The sequence below is a fragment of the Sinorhizobium sp. CB7 genome (genome assembly GCF_041357635.1).
In the GTDB taxonomy this organism is placed as follows: domain Bacteria; phylum Pseudomonadota; class Alphaproteobacteria; order Rhizobiales; family Rhizobiaceae; genus Rhizobium.
In genome coordinates this window covers 60500-82298 of sequence record NZ_JAULLL010000023.1, presented here as the reverse complement: position 1 = coordinate 82298, position 21799 = coordinate 60500, and the positions used below count along the sequence as shown (strand labels likewise).

At 60.8% G+C, this 21799-nt stretch carries 27 protein-coding genes and 1 pseudogene; 18 read left to right on the top strand and 10 right to left on the bottom strand.

Translation table 11 applies throughout. From position 1 onward, the window contains the following. Window positions 1-92 precede the first annotated feature (92 nt). The 4 genes from AAE029_RS31325 to AAE029_RS31310 form a co-directional block, all read right to left on the bottom strand. Window positions 93-2267 (bottom strand): molybdopterin cofactor-binding domain-containing protein, encoded by a 2175-nt coding sequence (locus AAE029_RS31325; RefSeq protein ID WP_371076828.1) that lies wholly within the window; start codon window positions 2265-2267, stop codon window positions 93-95. 10 nt (window positions 2268-2277) lie between these two features. Beyond that, window positions 2278-2748 carry a (2Fe-2S)-binding protein gene (locus AAE029_RS31320; RefSeq protein ID WP_371076827.1) on the bottom strand — a complete coding sequence of 157 codons (471 nt, stop codon included), beginning with the start codon at window positions 2746-2748 and terminating at the stop codon, window positions 2278-2280. Between the two features lie 96 nt (window positions 2749-2844). Beyond that, entirely contained in the window at window positions 2845-3015 is a 171-nt protein-coding gene (locus AAE029_RS31315; protein ID WP_371076826.1) for a hypothetical protein, read from the bottom strand. Between the two features lie 91 nt (window positions 3016-3106). Continuing rightward, window positions 3107-3490: a cytochrome c family protein gene (locus tag AAE029_RS31310; RefSeq protein WP_371076825.1), complete on the bottom strand. Its 384-nt coding sequence runs from the start codon at window positions 3488-3490 to the stop codon at window positions 3107-3109. A 362-nt stretch (window positions 3491-3852) separates the two neighbouring features. On the opposite strand from AAE029_RS31310, the gene AAE029_RS31305 reads away from it, so the two are divergent. Together AAE029_RS31305 and AAE029_RS31300 are read left to right on the top strand one after the other, a co-directional pair. Continuing rightward, on the top strand, window positions 3853-4575 hold the full coding sequence (locus AAE029_RS31305) for a response regulator (protein WP_371076824.1): 723 nt from the start codon (window positions 3853-3855) through the stop codon (window positions 4573-4575). Continuing rightward, window positions 4572-6020 (top strand): ATP-binding protein, encoded by a 1449-nt coding sequence (locus AAE029_RS31300; RefSeq protein WP_371076823.1) that lies wholly within the window; start codon window positions 4572-4574, stop codon window positions 6018-6020. The genes AAE029_RS31305 and AAE029_RS31300 overlap by 4 nt, the downstream gene beginning before the upstream one ends. A gap of 293 nt (window positions 6021-6313) precedes the next feature. Here the strand turns inward: AAE029_RS31300 and AAE029_RS31295 are convergent, their stop codons facing one another. Together AAE029_RS31295 and AAE029_RS31290 are read right to left on the bottom strand one after the other, a co-directional pair. Then, entirely contained in the window at window positions 6314-7516 is a 1203-nt protein-coding gene (locus AAE029_RS31295) for an MFS transporter (RefSeq protein WP_371076822.1), read from the bottom strand. Between the two features lie 341 nt (window positions 7517-7857). Next, window positions 7858-8445, bottom strand: a complete 588-nt coding sequence (locus AAE029_RS31290; RefSeq protein WP_371076821.1) for a DUF922 domain-containing Zn-dependent protease — start codon at window positions 8443-8445, stop codon at window positions 7858-7860. A 169-nt stretch (window positions 8446-8614) separates the two neighbouring features. Here AAE029_RS31290 and AAE029_RS31285 point away from each other — a divergent pair. Continuing rightward, a pseudogene (locus AAE029_RS31285) lies at window positions 8615-9229 on the top strand (dienelactone hydrolase family protein); the annotation flags it as partial. 391 nt (window positions 9230-9620) lie between these two features. On the opposite strand, the gene AAE029_RS31280 reads toward AAE029_RS31285, so the two are convergent. Beyond that, entirely contained in the window at window positions 9621-9878 is a 258-nt protein-coding gene (locus AAE029_RS31280) for a GlsB/YeaQ/YmgE family stress response membrane protein (RefSeq protein ID WP_371076820.1), read from the bottom strand. Between the two features lie 216 nt (window positions 9879-10094). On the opposite strand from AAE029_RS31280, the gene AAE029_RS31275 reads away from it, so the two are divergent. After that, window positions 10095-10304: a hypothetical protein gene (locus AAE029_RS31275; protein ID WP_371076819.1), complete on the top strand. Its 210-nt coding sequence runs from the start codon at window positions 10095-10097 to the stop codon at window positions 10302-10304. A 193-nt stretch (window positions 10305-10497) separates the two neighbouring features. Here the strand turns inward: AAE029_RS31275 and AAE029_RS31270 are convergent, their stop codons facing one another. After that, a complete protein-coding gene (locus AAE029_RS31270; protein ID WP_371076818.1) occupies window positions 10498-10683 on the bottom strand; it encodes a hypothetical protein in 186 nt (61 codons plus the stop codon). A 101-nt stretch (window positions 10684-10784) separates the two neighbouring features. Here AAE029_RS31270 and AAE029_RS31265 point away from each other — a divergent pair, with 101 nt between their 5' ends. Beyond that, window positions 10785-11507: a hypothetical protein gene (locus AAE029_RS31265; RefSeq protein ID WP_371076817.1), complete on the top strand. Its 723-nt coding sequence runs from the start codon at window positions 10785-10787 to the stop codon at window positions 11505-11507. A gap of 310 nt (window positions 11508-11817) precedes the next feature. Here the strand turns inward: AAE029_RS31265 and AAE029_RS31260 are convergent, their stop codons facing one another. Both AAE029_RS31260 and aac(3) read right to left on the bottom strand, forming a co-directional pair. After that, window positions 11818-12021: a BrnA antitoxin family protein gene (locus AAE029_RS31260; protein ID WP_371076816.1), complete on the bottom strand. Its 204-nt coding sequence runs from the start codon at window positions 12019-12021 to the stop codon at window positions 11818-11820. 227 nt (window positions 12022-12248) lie between these two features. Continuing rightward, window positions 12249-13076: an aminoglycoside 3-N-acetyltransferase gene (aac(3), locus tag AAE029_RS31255; RefSeq protein WP_371076856.1), complete on the bottom strand. Its 828-nt coding sequence runs from the start codon at window positions 13074-13076 to the stop codon at window positions 12249-12251. Between the two features lie 367 nt (window positions 13077-13443). Here aac(3) and AAE029_RS31250 point away from each other — a divergent pair, with 367 nt between their 5' ends. The 13 genes from AAE029_RS31250 (at window position 13444) to AAE029_RS31190 (ending at window position 21793) form a co-directional block, all read left to right on the top strand. Beyond that, window positions 13444-13593, top strand: a complete 150-nt coding sequence (locus AAE029_RS31250) for a hypothetical protein (protein ID WP_371076815.1) — start codon at window positions 13444-13446, stop codon at window positions 13591-13593. Window positions 13594-13735: 142 nt separating this feature from the next. Then, entirely contained in the window at window positions 13736-14242 is a 507-nt protein-coding gene (locus AAE029_RS31245; protein WP_371076814.1) for a hypothetical protein, read from the top strand. A 48-nt stretch (window positions 14243-14290) separates the two neighbouring features. Continuing rightward, window positions 14291-15433 (top strand): DUF3383 family protein, encoded by a 1143-nt coding sequence (locus AAE029_RS31240; RefSeq protein ID WP_371076813.1) that lies wholly within the window; start codon window positions 14291-14293, stop codon window positions 15431-15433. 11 nt (window positions 15434-15444) lie between these two features. Next, window positions 15445-15879 carry a phage protein gene (locus AAE029_RS31235; protein WP_371076812.1) on the top strand — a complete coding sequence of 145 codons (435 nt, stop codon included), beginning with the start codon at window positions 15445-15447 and terminating at the stop codon, window positions 15877-15879. Beyond that, complete coding sequence (locus AAE029_RS31230) at window positions 15872-16309, top strand: phage tail assembly chaperone (RefSeq protein WP_371076811.1); 438 nt, start codon at window positions 15872-15874, stop codon at window positions 16307-16309. Before AAE029_RS31235 ends, AAE029_RS31230 begins: the two co-directional genes overlap by 8 nt. Window positions 16310-16347: 38 nt before the next feature. Beyond that, window positions 16348-16494: a hypothetical protein gene (locus AAE029_RS31225; protein WP_371076810.1), complete on the top strand. Its 147-nt coding sequence runs from the start codon at window positions 16348-16350 to the stop codon at window positions 16492-16494. Between the two features lie 53 nt (window positions 16495-16547). Continuing rightward, window positions 16548-18122, top strand: coding sequence for a tape measure protein (locus tag AAE029_RS31220; RefSeq protein WP_371076809.1), 1575 nt, complete (start codon window positions 16548-16550; stop codon window positions 18120-18122). Beyond that, entirely contained in the window at window positions 18122-18700 is a 579-nt protein-coding gene (locus tag AAE029_RS31215) for a phage baseplate protein (protein WP_371076808.1), read from the top strand. The genes AAE029_RS31220 and AAE029_RS31215 overlap by 1 nt, the downstream gene beginning before the upstream one ends. Continuing rightward, on the top strand, window positions 18697-19020 hold the full coding sequence (locus AAE029_RS31210; RefSeq protein ID WP_371076807.1) for a hypothetical protein: 324 nt from the start codon (window positions 18697-18699) through the stop codon (window positions 19018-19020). The genes AAE029_RS31215 and AAE029_RS31210 overlap by 4 nt, the downstream gene beginning before the upstream one ends. After that, the gene (locus tag AAE029_RS31205; protein ID WP_371076806.1) at window positions 19001-19879 is read left to right on the top strand and encodes a hypothetical protein; all 879 of its coding nucleotides are present in this window, start codon (window positions 19001-19003) and stop codon (window positions 19877-19879) included. Before AAE029_RS31210 ends, AAE029_RS31205 begins: the two co-directional genes overlap by 20 nt. After that, complete coding sequence (locus AAE029_RS31200) at window positions 19879-20541, top strand: Gp138 family membrane-puncturing spike protein (protein ID WP_371076805.1); 663 nt, start codon at window positions 19879-19881, stop codon at window positions 20539-20541. Before AAE029_RS31205 ends, AAE029_RS31200 begins: the two co-directional genes overlap by 1 nt. Next, window positions 20538-20903, top strand: coding sequence for a hypothetical protein (locus tag AAE029_RS31195; protein ID WP_371076804.1), 366 nt, complete (start codon window positions 20538-20540; stop codon window positions 20901-20903). The genes AAE029_RS31200 and AAE029_RS31195 overlap by 4 nt, the downstream gene beginning before the upstream one ends. Beyond that, window positions 20903-21793, top strand: a complete 891-nt coding sequence (locus tag AAE029_RS31190; protein ID WP_371076803.1) for a hypothetical protein — start codon at window positions 20903-20905, stop codon at window positions 21791-21793. The genes AAE029_RS31195 and AAE029_RS31190 overlap by 1 nt, the downstream gene beginning before the upstream one ends. The last annotated feature ends 6 nt before the right edge of the window (window positions 21794-21799 follow it).

Sequence of the window (21799 nt, the reverse complement as noted above, 5' to 3'; positions counted from 1 at the left end):
AGGCCTCCCGGCATTCATTGCGGAACCCTTTTCTGCCTCTAGAGCGGCTCAGCGTTTCAGGGCTCTAAAAAGGCTGCATCTCCCTAGATCAGTTATGAAAGACTATTATTCTTGAGCGGCAGTTGCCGGATCCGCTTGCCGGTGGCGGCGAAAATGGCGTTCAGAACCGCCGGCCCGGCAACAGCGATGGTCGGCTCGCCGACACCGCCCCAGAATCCGCCTGATGGCATGATGATCGTCTCGACCGCCGGCATCTGTTCCATCCGCATCACCTCGTAGGTGTCGAAATTCTCCTGCTCGACGCGACCGCCATTGATCGTGCATTCGCCGTAAAGGCAGGCGGAAAGGCCGTAGACGAAGGATCCCTCGACCTGGCGCTCGACCTGGGCCGGGTTGACGACATGCCCGGGATCGGTCGCCGCGACGATGCGGTGGATCTTCAGCTGGCCGTCGGTGATGGAGATTTCGGCGGCGGCCGCGACGTAGCTGGCAAAGCCCATGATGTGCGCGAGGCCTCGGTAGATGCCCTGCGGCGCCGGCCTTTCCCAGCCGATGCGTTCGGCGACGGCTTCGAGAACCGCCAGATGTTTCGGATGGTCGGCCATCAGCTTCCGGCGGAAATCGAGCGGATCGATCCCGGCCTCATGGGCAAGCTCATCCATGAAGCTTTCGACATAGAAGGCATTCTGGTTGAGGTTCACGCCACGCCAGAAGCCGGGCGGAACCGGAGGATTGCGCATGGCATGGTCGATGAGGAGGTTGGCGACGGTATAGCCGAAGACGCCCTCGCTGCCGCTTGCATTCAGCCCCTGGAAGACCACCGGATCGTGACCGTTTTCGCGAACGACCTGGGGGCGGAGGGAGGAGAGAATGGATTGGCCGCTGATACGCATGTGGAGCGCCGTCAGATTGCCGTCGGCATCGAGCGACGCCCGCATCCTGCACTGCGTCGTCGGGTGATAGGAGCCATGCAGCATATCCTCCTCGCGCGACCAGATCAGCTTGACCGGCGTGCCAGGAAATTCCTTGGCGATTGTTACGACCTGGCGGACATAAGATTCGTTGGAACCGCGCCGGCCGAAGCCGCCGCCGAGATGCAGTTTATAGACCTCGCATTGCCCGATCGGCAGGCCGGAGGCTTCCGCCACGTTGGCAAGGCTGCTTTCGCCGTTTTGCGTCGGCACCCACACTTCGCACTTGTCCGGCGTATATCGCGCCGTCGCATTCATCGGCTCCATCGTGGCATGGGCCTGATAGGGATAGGAATAGGTCGCCGTGACGACCCTTGCCGCTGCTTGAACCGCTGCGGGCGCATCGCCGACCGAAGTGCCGACGAAAGCGTCGTCGGCATCGAGGCCTTCAGCGAGCATCGCGGCGATCGAGGCGCTGGTGACAGCAGTATTCGGACCCTCATCCCAGACGATCGGCAGCGCGGTGAGCGCCGATTGCGCCTGCCACCAGGTCTCGGCCACCACGGCCACCGCCGCCTCATCGACCTGCACGATCTTGCGCACGCCCGGCATTGTCGAGACGGCGGTGGCATCGAAGCTTGCAATCTTGCCCCCGAACACCGGGCAGGCCTTGACCGCGGCGTTCAGCATTCCCGGCAGCTGCACATCGGCGCCGTAGATCTGTCTGCCGGTGAGCTTGTCGGGGGTATCGAGCCGCGGCAGCGGCTTGCCGGCGATCTTCCAGTCCTTGGGGTCCTTGAGCGTGATCGTGCCTGGAACCGGCATCTGCGCGGCGAGCGTTGCCACGGCGCCATAACGCGTCGTACGTCCGGAAGCGGGATGGGTGATGATGCCGTTCTGAACCGTGCATTCGGAACGCGGCACGCTCCAGGTGCTGGCGGCGGCTGCGATGAGCATTTCGCGCGCGGCGGCTCCGCCTCGCCTGACATATTCGTGCGAGCCACGGATTCCCTGGCTGCCCCCGGTCGAGAAACTGCCCCAGACGCGCTCGCGTCGAAGGCTCTCGCCGGGGGTCGGATATTCGGTGGTAACCTTTGACCAGTCACATTCGAGTTCTTCGACGACGAGCTGCGCCAATCCCGTGAGCGTGCCCTGTCCCATTTCCGAGCGGGCGATGCGGACGACGACGGTGTCGTCCGGATGGATCAGAACCCAGGCATTGACTTCCGGCAATATGTCCGATGCCGCCTCTTCGGCATTTGCCGACAGCGGGATCTGAAAGCCGAGTGAAAATCCGCCGGCCGCCGCGGCCGTACCGATGAGAAACTTGCGGCGTGATAGCGTGACCACATTCATCGTCCTACCCTCAGCCTTTCTGCACGGCACTGCTGTTTGCAGCGGCGAGCTTGATCGCCGCCCGCACCCGGTTATAGGTGCCGCAGCGGCAGATATTGGTGATTTCCGCGTTGATATCGTCATCCGTCGGGTTCGGGGTCGCATTCAGCAGGGCGGTGGCCGCCATGATCATGCCGGCCTGACAGTAGCCGCATTGCGGCACGTCGAGCGCGAGCCATGCCTGCTGCACCGGATGGGAGCCATCCGGCGAAAGCCCCTCGATCGTGACGATCTGCTGGGTCGCGTTGACCGCGCTGACCGGCATGGCGCAGGAGCGGGTGGCGACGCCATCGATAAGCACCGTGCATGCGCCGCATTGCGCTATGCCACAGCCGAACTTGGTGCCGGTCAGGCCGGCCTGTTCACGCAAAACCCATAAAAGTGGCGTCTCCGGATCCACATCGATATCGTGGGCCGCGCCGTTGATGGTGAGTTGAACCATGACATGCTCCAATCTCTTGAAAGAAGTCCCAGATGCGATGGCGGGGTTGCCCGCCATCGCATGCCGCTCGATCAGGATGCAGGGGTGGCGACCTGATCAGCCGGCGTTGCGCTGCGCTTCCGAGCCGGACTGGTCGGCCGGAGGAACCGGCTGCGATTGCGAGCTCGCGGACTGGAGCCGCGTGCAACCGGACCCTTGGGCCAAGGCAGTGCCAGCGGCCACAAGAAGGCTGACGGAGGCTGCGAATGTGATGAGAAAACTTTTCATGAATGCCTCACTTCCTGTTGGGGTAGAAATTGCCTGAGAACGGACGATCCGATCCCGGGCTGCTATCGGAGCTTCAGCTCCATTTTTCCGCCTAGTTCGCGGCGGAAAGGCTTCGCAGATAGGCGATGATTGCCGAGCGCTGCGCCTCGTCACGAATGCTGACGGTCATGGTCGTGCCGGGGACCACCTGCCGGGGATTGGCGAGAAAGGCCTGCAGCCTTTCCTCGTCCCAGACGATGCCGGACGCACCGAGTGCTTTCGAATAGCGAGCGCCTTCAATCGTTCCTGCCGACCGACCGAGAAGGCCGGAAAGATGCGGCCCCATGCGGTTTTCGCCACCGTTCACGCTGTGGCAGGTGCCGCAGCGGGTGCGGAAAAGCTTTTCGCCTTCCGGATTGACCGGCTCCTGCGCGAGACCCTGACCAGCGGCCGCGAGCGAGAGCACCAGCATTGAGCTGAGACCGATGCGTTTCATTGTGCGTCCTTGTGTCGTTGCGTTTTGCGTCGTTGGCTGCATGGTTGCAGATGAACGGCTGCATTCCGGCAGATCGTTTCGACGCTTGCAGGCTAAGGGCGGTTTGTCGCAGAGATGTGCCAGCCGGGCAGGGGAATTGTCGCGAAATGTCACAAGCCGTTCCGGCCTGCTCACAAAGGGGCTCAAGGCCGAACCGAAGGCGGCAGGGGACGTTAAATCAGGTCGCTCTCCCCACTGAGGGGCATTTTCGTTCGTTCCCGTGTCGCCGGTTTCGGCAAACTTTGATACACTTTTTGGGATGCCGGGATTTTTCGGTCATTTTATATTGCGCTCATGTCTTCATTCCATGCGCGAGGCGCTCCATGCAGTCGGCACCCCATATCGTCGTCGTAGACGATCACCGGGACATCCGTGACCTTGTCGGCAAGTATCTTTCCCAGCAGGGCTATCGCATCAGCGTCGCCGAAAGCGGCACAGCACTGCGGCGCATCCTCGAGCGCGGCGCACCGGACCTGATCGTTCTCGACATCATGATGCCGGGTGAGGATGGTCTGTCGGTCTGTCGCCAGCTGCGCGGCACGATGGAGATACCCATCATATTCCTGACGGCGATGGCTGATGATACCGACCGCATCATCGGGCTGGAGCTCGGCGCCGATGATTATCTCACCAAACCTTTCAACCCGCGCGAGCTTCTGGCGCGCATCAGGGCGGTGCTGCGCAGGGTCAACAGCCTGCCGCCGCAGCAGCGCGAGACGATCAAGGCAAAAACCGTGACCTTCGATCAGTGGCGGCTCGATGTCGGGCGCCGGGAACTGATCGGCGAGGACGGCGTCGGCATCGCGCTCAGCACCGCCGAGTTTCGCCTGCTCAAGGCCTTCCTGGAACATCCGGGCCTTGTTCTCAGCCGCGACCAGCTTCTCGATCTGACTGTCGGCCGGACAGCCGACTTTTTCGATCGCAGCATCGACAACCAGGTCAGCCGGCTGCGCAAGAAAATCGAATTCGATCCCAAGAATCCGGCCATCATCAAGACCCATTGGGGTGGCGGCTACAGTTTCTCGGCGGAGGTGGCATCCGGATGATGCGCTGGTGGAAGAAGAGCCTCGCTGCCCAGTTCATCGGCTTCATGCTGCTTGCGCTTGTCATATCGCAGGCGCTTGCATTCCTCATTTCCTGGGACGAGCGCGACAAGGCCCTGCGGGCGGCCGCCAAGGGCGAGTTCTTCAGCCGCACGGCATCGCTTGCGAGGCTGCTCGAATCCTTGCCGGTTGCCCTTCGTCAGGACGTGCTGCTTGCGAGCGGAACGGGCTACTCGCGTTTCTGGATTTCCGCCGGAGATCCCGCCGATGCCGACCAGTGGCGGACGGAGGCCGTAGCGCAACTTGCAAAACCATTGCCGAACCTGCCGGACCCGCATCGAAACTGGCAGGTGCAGCCGAAGGACCTGCCGGCGAAGCTCGGCTATGTCCCCGGTCTCGTCACGACTGCAAACGCTTCCGATAACTGGACCACGCTAGCGTCTGGACCATGGCCCCTGCCGCATCCGGCAAAATTCCTTTATTTCGACCAATCGAACGGAATGGGGCTCGCCGTCCGGCTCAGCGACGGCACCTGGCTGAATTCCGCCTATCACAAGGTGATGCCGAGCACGCTCTGGAACACGCAGTCGCTGTTCTCGCTCGGCATCACGGCCGTTGTCCTTTCGATCATCGGCGTCTTCACGGCCAATCGCATCACACGGCCGTTGCGGCGGCTTGCCTCGGCCGCAGAAGCCCTCGGACGCGGCGAGACCGTGGAAAAGCTGCCGGAGTCCGGACCCGACGACATCCGCCAGACGGCGGAGGCGTTCAACCGGATGCAGTCGCGGCTGCACCGCTTCGTCGAGGATCGGATGCGCATGCTTGCCGCCATCAGCCATGACCTGCGCACGCCGCTGACATCCCTACGGCTGCGCGCCGAATTCGTTTCGGATCCCGACGTTCAGCAGCGGATGCTGGCGACGATCGATGAGATCCAGACGATGACGGAGGCGACGCTTGCCTTCGCGCGGGGGGAGGCGACCGTCGAGGAGACCCGGACCATCGAGCTCAATGCGCTCGTCGGAAGTCTTTGCGACGATCTCGCGGAGCTGGGGCAGAGTGTGGAATTTTCCGAGGGCGCGAAAATAAACTATCGCTGCCGACCCGAGGGCCTGCGCCGGGCCATCCGCAACCTGGTCGAAAACGCGATCCGTTACGGCGGTGAAGCCAGGGTCCATCTCTTTCATACGCCGACGACGATCGATATCGTCGTCGAGGATGACGGCCCCGGCATTCCCGAAAGCGCAACCGAACAGGTGTTCGCGCCCTTCTTCCGGCTCGAGCAGTCCCGCAGCCGCGAGACTGGCGGCGTCGGACTAGGGCTTTCGATTGCCCGTGCGATCGTTCGCCACCATGGGGGAGACATTGTTCTTTCGCAGAGCCGGCCGGCGCACAAGCGGCCGGGGCTGCGGGCGGCTGTTTCGCTGCCTAAGGTGATGTCGGGTTGAGTACCGGGGGCTGCCCCTCACCCTAGCCCTCTCCCCGCGCGCGGGGAGAGGGGACGACAGAGCGAGGATGAGCTTTCTTGCTCCTGCCGGGAGCTATTCAGCGAAGCGTAATTGGGGGCAAGCTTGCGCGATCGTTCCCTCTCCCCGCATGCGGGGAGAGGGCTAGGGTGAGGGGCGGAACTCTCCGCGAAAACAAACGCTTCGGATTACGTGAGACTGTCACCTCCGTAATCGGTCCGTTCTGTTACCCATCTATCCGGTTCGGACACATGCTGACGAGCGCACCATGTATCCTACGTCGGCTGCAGCCGCGCACGCGGCAGCGGCGGGAAGGCGAGTGCTATTGCTACCGCGCCGAGCCCGACGATGGCAGAGCCTGCGAAAAGCCAGGAATATTCGCCAAAGGTGTCGAAGACCCAGCCGCCTGCAAGCGGGCCGAAGGCCATGCCGATGCTCGAGAGCATGGTGACGGCGCCGAATACCGTGCCGATGATGCGTGGTCCGAAATATTCCCTAGCAAGCACCGCATAGAGCGGCATCACGCCGCCATAGGCGCCGCCGAAGATGACGGCGAGCATGTAGAATTCGGCAAGCCGGCTGACAAGGAGATAACCTGCGATCGCGACCGCCTGAACCATCAGCCCCGCGATCAGGACCGGCTTGACGCCGAGCCTGTCGGCGGCAACCCCGAGCAGCAGCCGACCGCCGAGCCCCGCAAGGCCCTCCACGCTGTAGATGCTGACGGCGGCCATTGGCGCCACGCCGCAGGCCATGGCGTAGCTTACCATATGAAAGATTGGTCCCGAATGCGCTGCGCAGCAGGCAAAGAAGGTCAGCCCGAGAACAAGGAGTTGCGGTGAGCGAAAAGCCTCTGCTACGGACATGCCGGAGTCCGCGCGGGCAAGATCCGGGGCGGGGCCACCCGAGGCAGGGGCGGGTGGCCGGCGGACCAGCAGAGCGGCCGGTACCATCAATGCCCAGGCGCCCATACCGATGACGAACATCGCCATTCGCCAGTCATAGGCCGAGATCAGCCAGCGCGCGAAGGGCGAAACCGTCATCGGCGCGACACCCATGCCGGCGGAGACCAGCGAAACGGCAAGGCTGCGGTTGCGGTCGAACCAGGCCGTCGTGGTCGCAATCATGGGCGCGAAGAAGGCGCTGGCGGCAAAACCAACGAGAACGCCATAGGTCAATTGAAATAGGAGGAGCGACTCCACCCGGCTTGCCAGGACGAGAGCAAGACCCAGGAGTACCGCCCCGATCAACACGACGATGCGAGGGCCAAAACGGTCCGTCGCCGCACCCCATGCGAAGCCGCCGAGACCCATGACGATAAAATTGAGCGTCATCGCGCTCGATATGCTGGCGCGCGACCAATGGGTGGCGGTGGCAATCGGTTCCAGGAAGATCGCCAGCGAGAACATCGCGCCGAGGGCGACGCAGGTCAGCAGCGCACCGGCTGCGACGATAACCCAACGATAGGAATGGCTCATCTCCAATTGTCTCCCATGCTCCATGAAAGGGTCGTCCATCTAAGACGATTGGGGTGGCGCGAAATCGACAAGGGGAAGTGGAATTTTTTCTAGAGTCGAAGCTGATTTCGGCAGGTGGGGCGAGCAGTCGAAAGAAGCGTTAATGCAACGGGTCCTTGCCGAGGAAGAGTCCTTTCGCCGTGCCGACGCACGGCGGCTGGATTCCTGTGACAAGCACAGGAAAGAGGGAGTGCGGGGAGGCACCCCGCCAGACAACCACCATTGAGAAGGGAGCACCGATAATAGCGGATGGGCAGCGTTGCGGTCGACCATCTCGTTTAGGTCGCCCTTGGTAGTTCCGCTCAGTGGCCGTTCACCAGGCCGAGGATAAGCTGGTGGATGTTGCCGCCGTTGCTCATTTCGGTCCGATCGAAATCACGGCCGCGCTGGCGCTGCCTGTCGGAGATCTCGCCGAGGCGCCTCGTCAGTTCGGTCCTGATCCTGCGGCAATCAGGGTCATCGGCAACGGTAAGGCCGACGCTTACGGTCTCGATTTCCCGCACCATATCCTTGATGAATTCGCCGTGCACCCGCTCGTGGGCCTGGACGCCGGCGATGAAGGTGTCCCAATGGCTGCGGATGGCGGGCGGAAGCTCGGCTGCCGGCTTTGGTACGGTATAGGTGATGATCAGTTTGGGCACGGCTGACGCGAGAATACAGCCATTGCCTTGCGGCACATATTTCCGCGTCCAGGTCAGTTTGAACGTCGTGTGCGCAATCGCGCGTCCGTTGCCGTTGACCTTTGGCCCACGCTCCCCGATCGATGCATAGAGCTCGGCTCCGGATCTGCCTGTGATGGAGTAAGGCTGCACCTTTTCGACGGCCTGCCACTCCGCCCGAGCGGCGATCGGCACGGAGACGAAAACCGCCGCCAGGAGAGAAAATCGCAAGTCTGTCTTCACGCGAATCCTTTTTGGACGATGCTGTCCGGCGCGACAGTAGAGCATCTCGCGTTCGACGGGTATCACCTTGGTGCAGGGAGATGGCATGGAGTAAGAGTTTGCTCGGAGCTTCGTTTGATGCGCGCTCGCCACGGCGTTTCAAGTCGGTTATCTTGCAACGGCCAAAATGCAGGGGGTATCGATGGGCACAGTGGTTCTGTTTCATTCCGTTTACGGGCTGCATTCTCTCGAGCGGGAAGCGGCGGAGCGCCTGCGAGCGGCGGGGCATGATGTGTTCATTCCCGATCTCTACGGGGGGCAGGTTGCCAGTTCGATCGATCACGGCTTCGAAATAAGGAAGGAGATCGGCTGGCCTGTCCTTTGCGAACGCGCCGAACAGGCGGTTGCGGACCTGCCGCCATCTGCGGTTCTTGGCGGATTTTCCATGGGCGCCGGCGTTGCAGCCAGTCTTTGGCCGAAGCGACCGCAAACGGCCGGGATGCTGCTGCTTCACAGCGTCGCCGAAATTCCGGAGAACGCGCGCAAAGGCCTGCATGTGCAGGTACATCTTGCCGACCCTGACGTTTTCGAGCCAGCGGATGAGGTTGCCGCATGGCGATCCGTAGCCGTACAGGCGGAGATAGACCTGGAGATGTTCACCTATCCTGGGGTGGGCCATCTCTATACGGACCCGACGCTGCCCGACTACGATGCAGCCGCCGCCGAGCTCACCTGGAAGCGCGTCATCGATTTTCTCGATGCGCTTCGAATGCAACCTGAGGTTTTATTCTAAAAGGTCCGTCTCTCTGCCCGTTTCCGTCAATTCTCAAAGGGCACTTCTCCTTGACGGACGTGAATGCTCAAAGCTCCAAACGATTTTGTCGGCATCAGATTCCTGCTTTCAGTCGTCCTCTTGTTTTGAACACAATGGGTCCCTACATAAGCTGCGATCGATTTTGCTGATCGCCTTTCAGCGCTTGTTCGCGTGGCTCGCAAGATTGGTCCTGTCGCCTCTGGCTTTTGACCACGGATGTACCGGCACTGGTTATCGAGGCGACATTGAGAAGGTCGGGTTTTGCCCGGCCTTTTTTATTGCGCTCGGTTTACTTCGTTCGGGCGATGTCCCGCATGTTTTCATGCATGTCATTGCCGCAAAATCGCTGCACACTTTTGCGCGACATGCATTAGGCCCCGCGACGGAACATCCTGCCAATCGCAATCAGGATGCAGGCGCCGATAAAGCCGGCGATCAGATAGCCGAGCCATCCGGTGAGAACAACGCCGAAGACCGAAAGAATAGCGTTGGCGACAATGGCGCCGACGATGCCGAGGAGGATGTTCATGATCACGCCCATGTTGCTCTTCATGAACATCTCGGCGAGCCAGCCCGCTATACCGCCGATAATGATTGCTGCAATCCAGCCGACGCCTGCACTTTCCATTTGAGTCCTCCCATTTTGATATTCGGCAGCATGCAAATGCGATGCCCGGAAAGATTTGACATCTAGCGTTGCGGATCGGCATTTCAATGCGCGGTCGATCAACGCGAGGATGAGAAGATCAGCAAGAGGGGTAGGAGTACTCATAAAACTACCCAAATTGGTCATGTAGTAAGATGCCTTTGTATGTTAGTCTTCTCTAAGGTTGGGGAGACAAGCATGAACGACTTAATTGATGAAAGCGACGTTCCGTATCGTCTTACCTCTATTTTGGTACAGGCGGGATTCAGGACATACACGCAGCTGGCGCAGATAAACAGAAGTAGGGCAGCTTTAATCAAAGGCATCGGGCCAAAATACCTGGAATTCATTGAATGCGAGATGAAAAAACGCGCTTTATCTTTCGATAGACAAGTAAAGCGCGTCTGAGTTACTGTTGCTCAACGCCAGACTTGGCGCCAATGCATCTTCGTGCTCGCGAATGGCTCAATGAGGACGGTGCCCCATTCGCCACGCGGTTTCTGCATGTCCGGGAGCGATCACCGGAAGGGGTCCGTATTACCTATCGCGGAGCCTTAAATACCGCGCCGGCTTCGCCCGAACGAACGGGACGCCAGCATTGTCATGGTGCCCGTCCATGCCCCTTGCTGCCGTTGGTCCTGTGGTATTCGCGATCGATCGCGTCCTTCTGCATTTTCTTCTCGATCGGCGTCAATTTGCGGCTGGTAAGGATCGCAAGCGCGATCGCGCAGCCGAGTACGAGGACGCCTCCCGTGAGTGCGAAGAGCCATAGATAATCTGCGATCATGATGGGCCTCCTTTCGAAGGCCAACTTTTGCTGCTGCGAAATGTTCCAGCGATCCGTGTCGATTTCATCGCAGGCCGGTTCCGTGCCGGGAGGATCGCCATTTGCTTTCGCAACGGAACCAAGCCGTTCAGTTTTTCATGGAATCGCAGAACCGCTCTAACCCTTTGTTTTATGAAATTCCGAAAAGAAAACCGCTTCGCGCTTTTTCTGGAATTGCTCTAGCCCAGCACTCTTCCATGTCCGAGGCAGGTGGGGCACTCGACGGTCTCCCACTCCCAGCTTTTGCCGCTGTCGCAATCGCGTGGGCAGCGATCGGGCCCGACGAGACCCGTGCCGCCACAGGCCTCACATCGTTTGGTCGCAAGCCGCGTTACCGTCTTTACACCGTGGCATTCGGGACAGAGATCATATTGAAGCGGCGTTCTTGCCGGCGGGTTGGAAACTGCAATCGGCAATCCTTCCTCAGCCGCAGGCTTCAAGCTGCCGACAAGCTTGGCTTTTCGTCCGAGAATGGCCAGCGCCAGGCCTGGAAGAAGAAGCACGATCGCGGCTGCGAAATGATCGCTGCCCTGCAGGATGAGGAGGATGGAACCAAAGAGACAGGCAGCCGCCACAAGGCCGGTGGCTTTGACAAATTCGCGGCGGTGGCGACTGAGCCAAAAGAGCACGAAGCCGACGAGCGCCGCTATCATCACGACACGCACACTGCTGTCAGTCGCCAGATCGACGAACGCGAAAATCAGGGCGATCGGGACGAGCAGGCCGGCAAGGAAGGTTGCGTTTTCTTTCATCGGGACAATAGCGCGAATCAAGTAAGAGGCTGACATTCCCCGGTGATGGTATTGCCGACCCGGCGAGGTCGCAATTAACCCATTCGGATTGGAAGCGCGGAGCTAATGAAGGCGGCGTTTTTCGAACCGAACCCTATGAAAAACCACCAGAAACCGCCCATTGCCTTCCTGTAAGAGCCAGGGTATACAAAAGTTAATGTGGCGATTTGCGCGAGACGCAGGTCAACGCTTTAGCCTGAAATCCAAGCCGCCATCGGGCGGTTTTTTCATTTCGGGTTTGCGGAGGAGCGCAAGCCGATGCCGGCTTGCGCTCAGGACTATGCGAAGATACAGCAGGCTGGCCTCAGGACGAGAGGCCGGATGCCTTGCGCAGAATATTGTTGATCGCCGATTGCCATCCGTAACCCTTCGCCCTGAAGGCTTCGACGATGTCATTATCGAGCCTGATGGAAATCATCGTCTTTGGCTCGCCTGTGGGACTTCTATAACGCCGCTTGTGCTTGATGGTCTTGGTCATCGACGCGCATTTTTTGCTTGCCGAATCCATCTGCTCCCTCCCTCAGATTGGCGTGACGATTAGGTATGCAACGTCAGGATGCGTCAATTACCCAATTGGGTAATTACCAAAAATGGTCCGCGTTGCGCTGCGATTGCAAAACCGCAGCCAGCACGATTCTCTAACTCTTTAATTCCATAGCATCTTTCTTCACCGAAGCGAATTCACTCGAAAGCAGGATATGGTCTAACCCGCCAAGCGGTCGATGATGTGGCCGATCAAGGATGGGTCGAGGATCCATTTACACCAGCATTCCATTCGATCCACTCCACCGCGAAGGCACAGATCGACGTGGCGTCGACCAGCAATGAGGGAGCCTTGCCGACCGGCCCTTGCGCTGCGGAACCTTCGGCAATGAAGGCGCGAACGATGTCGGCGAAATAGTCATAGGCAAGCCCGCCGACCACAGGATCTGATGTGTCGAATTCCTCGATCATCCGCCAGATCGTCCCATTCTCCGTGGCAAACGGCACCTCGTAGCGCCGCAGGCGCTTGTTCGGAATGCGGGCCAGGTGCTCGGCGTGATGGAGAAGCGTCATGGTATCAAGGGGCGCTCCGATCATCAGGACCTTGCCGCCAGCCTCGACCAGCTTGGCGAGCGGCGAGCCCTCGCCATAGCCGTAGTCGAGCGGGTGATCGTCCGTGAACCAACTGGAAAGCGCGCCGATTGCCGCCATGGATGCGCCGGGATTGCCGCTTCGCCTGGCGCCTGGCGTCGTGCGGATGAATTCGGCAAGTATGCCGTTATCCCGGGTCGCACGAGAGGCGCGGGGGTCGAAGGGCGGTATATGTGCGCGCCATTCCTCCGGCACGCGACCATTGGAGTCCAGCAGCTCGTCATAGGCCGCGTCCCAGTCGGTGTAAGCAAGGATCGTGCCCTCAGGGCTTAACACATCGAGTAGTGCGCCGATCAAGGCATCGGGACCATTCAGCAGAGGTCCGACCTTGCTCATGGCCGCGTGAACCATAACCGCATCGCCGGCGCGCACTCCCAGACGGCATAGATCCTGCCGCAGGGAGGCTCGTGTCCGACGGGGAAAACCCATGTTCGTCATGGTTCGATGCTTCCAAGGTCTCGAACTTCGATCGCTGCAATTGTGCAATATCGCGATACAGGCTTTTTACGACAACCCCTACAGGCGATAGGCATAGAAATTAGCGGCTGTGAAGAGCACTGGTTTTTGGACAAAATGGGCTCTTTTCTTCCTGTAAGTGGGGAGGTATATAGAGATTAATGTGGTGATTTGCGTAGATGGCAAAGAACTTATATCGCCACTGTTCGCCCCGCCGTTGTGCGGGGTTTTCTGTTTTCGACGTCAGGAAACGAACGGAAGGATCGGGTAGGCGCGGCTGAATAGCGGTGCTCGATCCTCCTGCGCCCGACGCGGCCCACACACTACATCGGACAACCCCATGGCATGTGGCCCTTGTGAAAAGCGCCGGCAGATGATCGCCGAGGCGCGCAGGAATGGTGGCATCAAGGCCATCGTAAAAGCTGTCCCCTCCGTTATTCGCGACACCCTCAAGAACCCGCCGAAGCTTGACGACAAGCGCAAGGGATAAGGCGATCCGGCCCCAGCAGCGTGGTCGAAGCGTGGTTCGCCTCCATCGCTGGCGCCTGCGATGTCCAGAACCAAATCCGCCTCTTTCACTTCGCTGCCGGCAACGGCGGCTGCAACCCGATAGCGGCGGCCAGGAGGACCAGATGACAAACGATGAAATCCACAGCGCCGTCGTAAGCTGGGTCGCGATCGTGACCAAGTTTGTGGTGATCAAGTCCTATCAGCCGGACCCGGCTCCCGTACCGCCCTACATCACCGTGACCCTGACCAGCATGGCGCCGGTTCGCGAGCAGGCGCAGACCATCGAATACACGGATACCGGGGAGCCGAATTCGGAAGGCAAGAACCGGATCAGCGCGGCGCCGGTCATCGAGCAGGAATGGCAGTTTTCACTCAATGCGCAAGGGCCGCAGCCGAGCGATATGCTGCGGCCGATCTTCTCGGCGGCAAAACTCTCGCAGATCACGGAGCCGATGTTTCCAAACCTTGTGGTTCATGAGGTCTCGCTGATCAAGGACGCGACCGCTCTGGTCGACGGCCAGTGGAAGCCGCAGGCCCAGATGGATGTGAAGCTGCGAGGTCTGACCAGGGACGGCTTCATCATCGACGTCATCGATCAGGCCGACTTCGACATCGTCCGAATTCAATAACCCAATCACCAACGCCCGGTTCGGGCTTCATCATGAAAGGACCGCAGAATGGCAATTCTGCCCTATAATCGGGTGGTCAACGTGACCTTGTCCCGCAACGATGCCTTCCCGAGCCGGCGCGGCTTCGGCACGGTGCTCATTCTCTCGACGGTCGCCAAGACCGGCGAAGTGGATGCGGCCCATCGCACCAAGCTCTATGGCTCGATCGAGGAAGTCGCCGAGGACTGGGCGGCCACGACTGACGTCTACAAGGCCGCCCTGTCTGCCTTCTCGCAGAACCCGCGCCCGCTGCAGATCAAGGTCGGCTTTGTTGCCATCGACGGGACGCCGACGGCCACCGAGCTTCAGGCCGAACTGGACGCGCTCTATGATGCCGACCAGAATTGGTATTTCCTGACGATCGACTCGGCGCTCCGTGACCAGGCCTACACAGATGGGCTCATTGCCTGGGTCGAGGCCAAGCCGAAGCTTGCGATCCTCGACAGCAACGCCGTCGAAACGCAGGATCCCGAGGACATCACGTCGATCGCGGCCCGCAATAAAGGCGAGTTCGAGCGAACCGGCGTCTTCTACCATCCGAATGCGACGATGTACTCGGCGGTCGCACTTGCCGCCTACATGTCGACGCGCAATTTCGACGATGCCAACACGGCTTACACGGCCAAGTTCAAGAACCTGAAAGGCATCGAGACGGTCAATATCGGCTCGGCTGCCGTCACGGCAGTGACCGGCTTCACGCCCGGCGTCGGCCAGTCCGAAACCGTCGGCCACATGGCCAATACCTATATCGACATCGGCAGCCGGAATTTCACGGTCGAGGGCTCGACGTTGACGGCCAATGTCTTCCTCGACGAGATCCATACGACGGACTGGATCATCGCCCGCACGGAAGAGGAAGCGCTCGGCATCCTGCTGAACAATGCCCGTATCCCCTTTACCGATCAGGGCATGCAGATGCTGGCGGGGGCTGCCCGCACGGTGATGCAGCAGGCGACGCGCGCCGGGCTGGTGGCGCAGGATGTGGACCCAACGACGGGCGAATACGCGCCTGCCGTCGAGATTATCGTCCCTTCCGTCTTCGACGTGCCGGAGAGTCAGCGCAAGGCGCGCATCGGACCGGCCATCTCGGTTCGTTTCCGCTACGCGGGCGCCGTGCACTACACCATGATCAACTACGTCATGACGTTCTGAGGAGCTGACCCATGGCTACATCTTCGGCATATAGTTTCACCAGTATCTCGGCCACGGTCGACGGTCAGCAGGTTCAGGGTCTGTGGGACGGCGACGACGTTCTGCTCGTCGAGCCGGGCGCCGACGCGGGTAGCGGCACGATCGGGGTCGACGGCTCAGGCATCTTCTCCGTTTCGGCCGACCGGTCCGCGAAGATTACCATCAAGCTGATGCATACGAGCCCGACGCACCGTCTTCTGACACAGAAGTTCAAGCGGCAGCAGTCGCTCGGGTCGACTGCCGCGGGATTTCCGTTCTCCCTCATCGACGCCGGCTCAGGCGAGGGTGGCTCTGCCGATCGGTGCTTCATCCTGACCCGTCCGAAGGACAGCAAAAGCAAGACGGCAACCGAGCGGGTGTGGGTCCTCTGGACCGCCGACTGGAATCCGGAGATCCCGAATGGCTGAGAAGAAAATCAACGGCATCGAATACCGGGTCGAGCCGATGCTCGCCACCAGGGCGATCGTCATGCAGGCCCGTCTGATGCGCGCCGCCGGTCCATTGGCGGCGAAGCTGCCGGGAATCCTGGCCTCGCGGCGGGTGGACGCCACCATCGAAGAGAAGGCCAAAGCTGACGCCGAGGCCCTTTCCGCCATCACCGACATCTTCGGCGCGGTCGCGCCGGAGGAGTTCGCAGCCCTAGTGAAGGACATTTGCGAGCTGGCGAAGATCAAGCGTCCTTCTGGGCATTACGACTTCGTCGATTTCGACGGCGATTTCTCGGGCAGACTCGGCGACATCATCCCCGTCGTCCTGTTCGTTCTCAAGGAGCAGTTCGGGGATTTTTTCTCCGGCGCCCTGGCCAATGGAGCCCGCGCGGCGGCGGCAAGGGCCTGACCGCACGGGAAATCGGCAGGATCGCGCCGAACCTCAACATGTGGCTCTGGCGGCCGATCCTGGCCGATCCGCCGCTCTATACGATGGCCGATCTAAGGACCTGGGTAACACTGTCCGACGTGATGGACGCGCATGAGGCGCTGGATCTGAAGGGGGCGATGGCGGAGGTGGCGATCAAGGGGTGATCAACGCTCGCCGTGCCCGGAATTGTGGCTCTTCCGCGTGAGGATTTCAATCTATGATCGTTGACGAACTGATCGCCGTCCTCGGCTATGAAACCAGGGGCGAGGACGAGCTTAAGCGATTTCGGCAATCGATCGAGGATATCGCCAAGCGTATCGCCGGCTTCTCCGATCTGACCGCCAAAACCGCGACTAGCGTTCTGAACTTCGGCAAGTCCGTGATCAGCGCCTCGGCGGAGTTCGATAAATACCAGATTGCGTTGGAGGCAACGGAAGGCAGTGCACAGAAGGCGCGCAAGGCGCTCGACTGGGTATCCGCTTTCGCCCAGAAGACTCCCTATGAGGTGGGTGAGGTGGCGGATGCTTTCGCCCGCCTTAGATACTATGGCATCGATCCCGCAAGCGGATCCCTCGAAGCGATTGGCAATGCGACGAGCGCCACGGGAAAGACTCTGATGCAGGGCGTCGAAGCGGTTGGTGATGCAACGGCCGGCCATTTGGAACGGCTGAGGGACTTCGGCATCACCGCTGAGGCTGCCGGCGATGCAGTGACCTTCACATGGACGAAGAATGGCGAGACGCTTTCGAGGACGGTCCAGAAGAACAGCGCGGATATCGCCGGATTCCTGCAGGGCTTTCTCGGCGACCGTTACAGCGGAGCGATGGCGCGACAGTCGCAGACATGGAACGCTATGGTCTCCAATCTCGGAGAGGCCTGGACTGGCTTCCTTGTCAAAGTGGGCGATGCCGGATTTTTCGATGTAGCCGAGAAGCAGCTCGGTCGCCTGCTCGACTACATCGGACAGTTGGCCGAAAGCGGAACGCTCGACCGGTGGGCCTCGGGCATATCCTCGGCGCTGACGACCATCAGTGGTTTCGTTGGAACCGCCGCCGACAGCCTGATCAAGGATATTCAGCAGATCACGGACATGCTGGACCGGAACGCCGGTTCCTGGGAGATCGTAGGGGCGATAGCGCTCGGCCTGGTCATCGGCCTGTTTCCAGTTCAGGCTCTGTTAATCGCCGTCGGACTGGCGATCGACGATTTCCTGAAGTATCTGCGCGGCGGCGAAAGCGTTATAGGCGATTTCGTCGGCTGGCTCGGCCAGATGCGCGACGCCTTGACCGAGTGGGTCGCGAGCTTACCCGACAAGATCGTTACGGGCATCAAGAGTGCCTTCCAGGCGGCGTTCGAAGCCGCCCGAGGGATCATCGACGATTTCATCGCAAGCGCGACGAAAAAGCTTTCGGAGTTCAATCCGCTGAACTGGCTTCGTGAACCAGGACCTGCGGAATCCGTCATTATTCCTCAGAACACCGGCGGGGGACCGACCGGGCCGGTGAACAGCACGGAAGGCTTCACGGAGGATGCACTTGACTGGAAGTTCCAAATGCAGAACGCCGAGGGCAATCTGGCCAGGATTAACGGCAGCGCGCCCGGGAATGCGGTCATCAACGATAGCCGGCAGGATATCCGGAATCTGTCAACGACAGTCAATGTCGGCGGCGTAACGGTGAACGGGGTCGAGAACGCAGGCCCAGCCGTGGGTGCGGCTGTCGGAAATGCGGTTGGCCAGGCTGCTGCCGGCGCTCCTCAAATAACCCGTGGTGAAATGGAGCCTGTGCTCTGATGTCCGTCATTGCCTTTTCAAGCGCGATCGGTCCGATACCGATCGATTGTGTGGTTTCCGAAAATCACATGTCCACTCTCGAGGTCACCTCGATTGCGATCGAGAGCGGTGCCAAGATCACCGATCATGCGGTCGTGCAACCGAAGTCCGTTGTGCTTGACATAGCCGACCGGGGAGCGGCCGTAACCTACGCCGCACTGGTGGCATTTCAGGAAAGCCGTGTGCCCTTCACGCTGGTCACGGGGCTTTCGATCTACCGTAACATGCTGATCAAGAGCATCTCCACCGATCGGAAGGCAGGGAACGCCTACATTCTCAGCTGCAAAGTCGATCTCACGGAAGCCATCATCGTCGATACCGCCTATGCCGCGGATCCGGAAGGAGATGCCATGGGACAGCGGGGTGCGGCCGGCGGAAAGAACAGCACGCGCGCAGCGGCACCCGCGCCGGAACGGGCGAAGGATTCCGTTACCGCCGATCGCGTGAGTGGCACGAACCAGCGTGGCGACAGCGGGGTCACGACGGCATCTCCGTCCGACGCCGCAGCCGTGAAATCCGCAAAGGGAGGCTCGCGTTGAACATCTTCTCCATCACCGACCAGGCCGATCAGCAATTCGGCACCGTCATCGATGGCCGGCGGATCACGCTTCGGCTTCGCTACAATCCGACGACGGATCGATGGAGTTTCGATCTTTCGATCGACGACCTGCCGGTCCTGCATGGCCGGCGCATCGTGACGGGCGTCGACCTTCTGGCGCCGTTCGACTTCGGCATCGGCGCGGTCTTCGCTGCCGCCGTGACGCGTGGCGCCACCCCGAACCGCGCGGCGCTGCCGGCGGGAACGGTGCGGCTGTTCCAGTCGAGCAACGAGGAATTCGATGCGGCAATATCTGCGTAAGGTCACGGCCGAATTCTCCGGCGGGCTGACCCTCAATCCCGGCGGGATCAGCACACATCAGATCAAGATCGGCTTCGATATCAGCAAGTCCATTTCCGGGACGGCGAACACGGGCACGATCGAAATCTGGAACCTCAACGAGAGCCATCGCAATTCGATGGGGCGCGAGTTCGACGCGGTTACACTGAAGGCAGGTTATCTGCCGCCGGAGGGCGGGGGAAATGTCGGGATCATCTTCAAAGGCGCGATCCGCGACGTCGAGCACCGGCGCCAGAACTCCGACATCATCACGAAGATAACCTGTGGCGATGGCGACAAGGCGCTGCGGCGCGCGACGATCTCGAAATCCTATCCCAAGGGCCAGCCGATTGTCGGTGTCGTGGAGGATATTTTCGCCGCGCTGGCGAAGGAAGGCATTGCCCGGGGGGAATGGAAGTTTCCCGAGGGCATGGCGCAGGTCTTTACCAGGCCCTATGCCGTCTGCGGTTCCTGCCGGCGCGAGCTCGACACGCTCGGGCGCGGCCACAAATTCTATTGGAGCCTGCAGAACGAGACGATGGAGATCGTTCCCGGCGACGGGTTTATCGGCGGAACCGTCGTCCTGACCCCCGAGACGGGTCTGGTCGGGACACCGACGATCACCGACAACGGCGTCAAGGTCTCCGCACTTCTCAATCCGGAGATCCGCCCCAACCGCCGGATGCAGGTCAAGAGCCAGACGCTCGAGATGAACGCGGCCGACAGCATGTATCGGGTGAGCAGCGTGCGGTTCCACGGCGACAACATGACTGGCGATTTCCTGGCCGACATCGTCGGGGAAGCGATCAAGGGCGGCAAGGTCGACGAGGGGGTGAAGTAATGGCAGGCTATATCGGTAAAACCACCAATCTGCCGAACGAGATCGTCGCCCAGCAGGCCCAGAGCGAGCGCGAGGAGATGTGGGGGCCTATCCCGGGCGAGATCGTCTCGTTCGACGCTGCCGCGCAGACGGCGACCGTGCAGCCGCTCTACCGGCCGCTTCATAATGGCCGGCCGATCGACATGCCGCAGCTCTTCGAAGTCCCGGTCGACCTGCCGCGGACGGCGAATGCGGCGATCACCTTTCCCATTCCGGCGGGCACCAGGGTCATGCTCGCGCCGACGATGCGCAGCATGCAGAATTACGACCACGGTATCGACGGATCGGCATCCGACCGGCGGAGCTTCCATCTTTCGGATATGCGGGCAACGATCGTCGGCGGGGACAGCGTTTCATCGCCGCTTGCGAACGTCGATGCGGACAACACGCATATCCGCTTCAACACCGAAGGAACCTTCGGGATCAAGGGGAGCCCTGACGGCAAGTTCCGGATCGATGGCGCAGAGGGCAACCTCTACGACCTGATCGCGACCTTCATGGAACTCGTGGCGAGCGACGAACTGCTGATCCGCTACGGTTCGTCCACCGGCACGGGACACCAACTCTTCAACCGCGACGCCCTCATGGCGATCGCGACCAAGGTGAGGGCGATGGCACTATGACTTCCATTCGTTTCGGCCTCGCTATCGATCAGGCGAGCAACGATCTCTATCTTGCCGCCGACGGCAGCCTGGCGACGGTGAGCGACGCGCTCGCCGTCGGGCAGCATGTCCGCCAGCGGCTTCAGACTTTCGAGGGCGAATGGTTCCTCGATACGACGGCCGGTGTGCCGTGGCTCGACCGGATGCTCGGCAGGCCCCACGACCCGGCGCTGGCCGAGGCCGTCGTGAAGGCGGAAATCCTCGATACCGACGGCGTGACCGAGATCACGTCATTTTCCGTTTCCTTCGACCGCGAGACGCGGGGGGTGATCATCCGCTCCGTCGAGGTCGGCACAATATTTGATGAAGAGGTACAGGTCTGATGGCAAATTATGGCGTTCAGCCGACCGGCTTCGTGCGAAAGCCGCTGACGATCATCCTGGCTGAAATCGAGGCCGCGCTCATCACCGAGTTCGGCCCAGGCGTCATTCAGACGGCGCAGAGCCCACTCGGGCAGATCAACGGTATCTTCGCGGAGGCCGTGGCCAGAGAGTGGGAGAATGCCGAGGACGTCTACCAATCCTACGACCCGGACCAGGCGGAGGGGACGCGACTCGATACGCTGGCAAGCCTTCGCCTCATGCGCCGGGCTCCCGGTGACACCGAGGAGAGTTTCCGCCGCGCGATCACCAACGAGGGTCAGGCGCGCATCGACCTGCAAGACATAAGCCGGGCGATCGCCATGATTGACGGAGTGACTTACAGCCATGTCTGGGTGAACGATACGGGCGCAGTGGACGAGAACGGCATGCCGGCGGGCTCCATATGCATTGCCGTGACAGGCGGAGACGACGAGGAGATCGCCGAGGCGATGCGTCGGTATGTCGTGCCCGGCGTGATCGTCTTCGGAACGACCGCGATCGAGAGCGTCATCGACGGCTATTGCCGTACGTTCCGGATCCTACGACCGATCGACGTTTCTGTGACGCTGGAGATTGCGGTTCGTGCCTTCAAGGACGCGTTGGGCTGCCCCCCGCCGGCGGCGAGCGCCATCAAGGCCACCTTCCTGAATGCAGTCCATCTTCTGAACGGAGATGATGTCACCTATTACCGGGTGCGCTCGCTCATCGAGAGCCAGTTCTCGAACGTGGAGGTGGTTTCGATCAATGGCAGCCGTGACGACATCGCCCAGGTCGAGAACGAGCCGATCCAGATCGCTTTTATCGAGCGCGCACGGATCTCGCCCGACAGCGTCAGTATCAACATCGTCTGAGCAGGA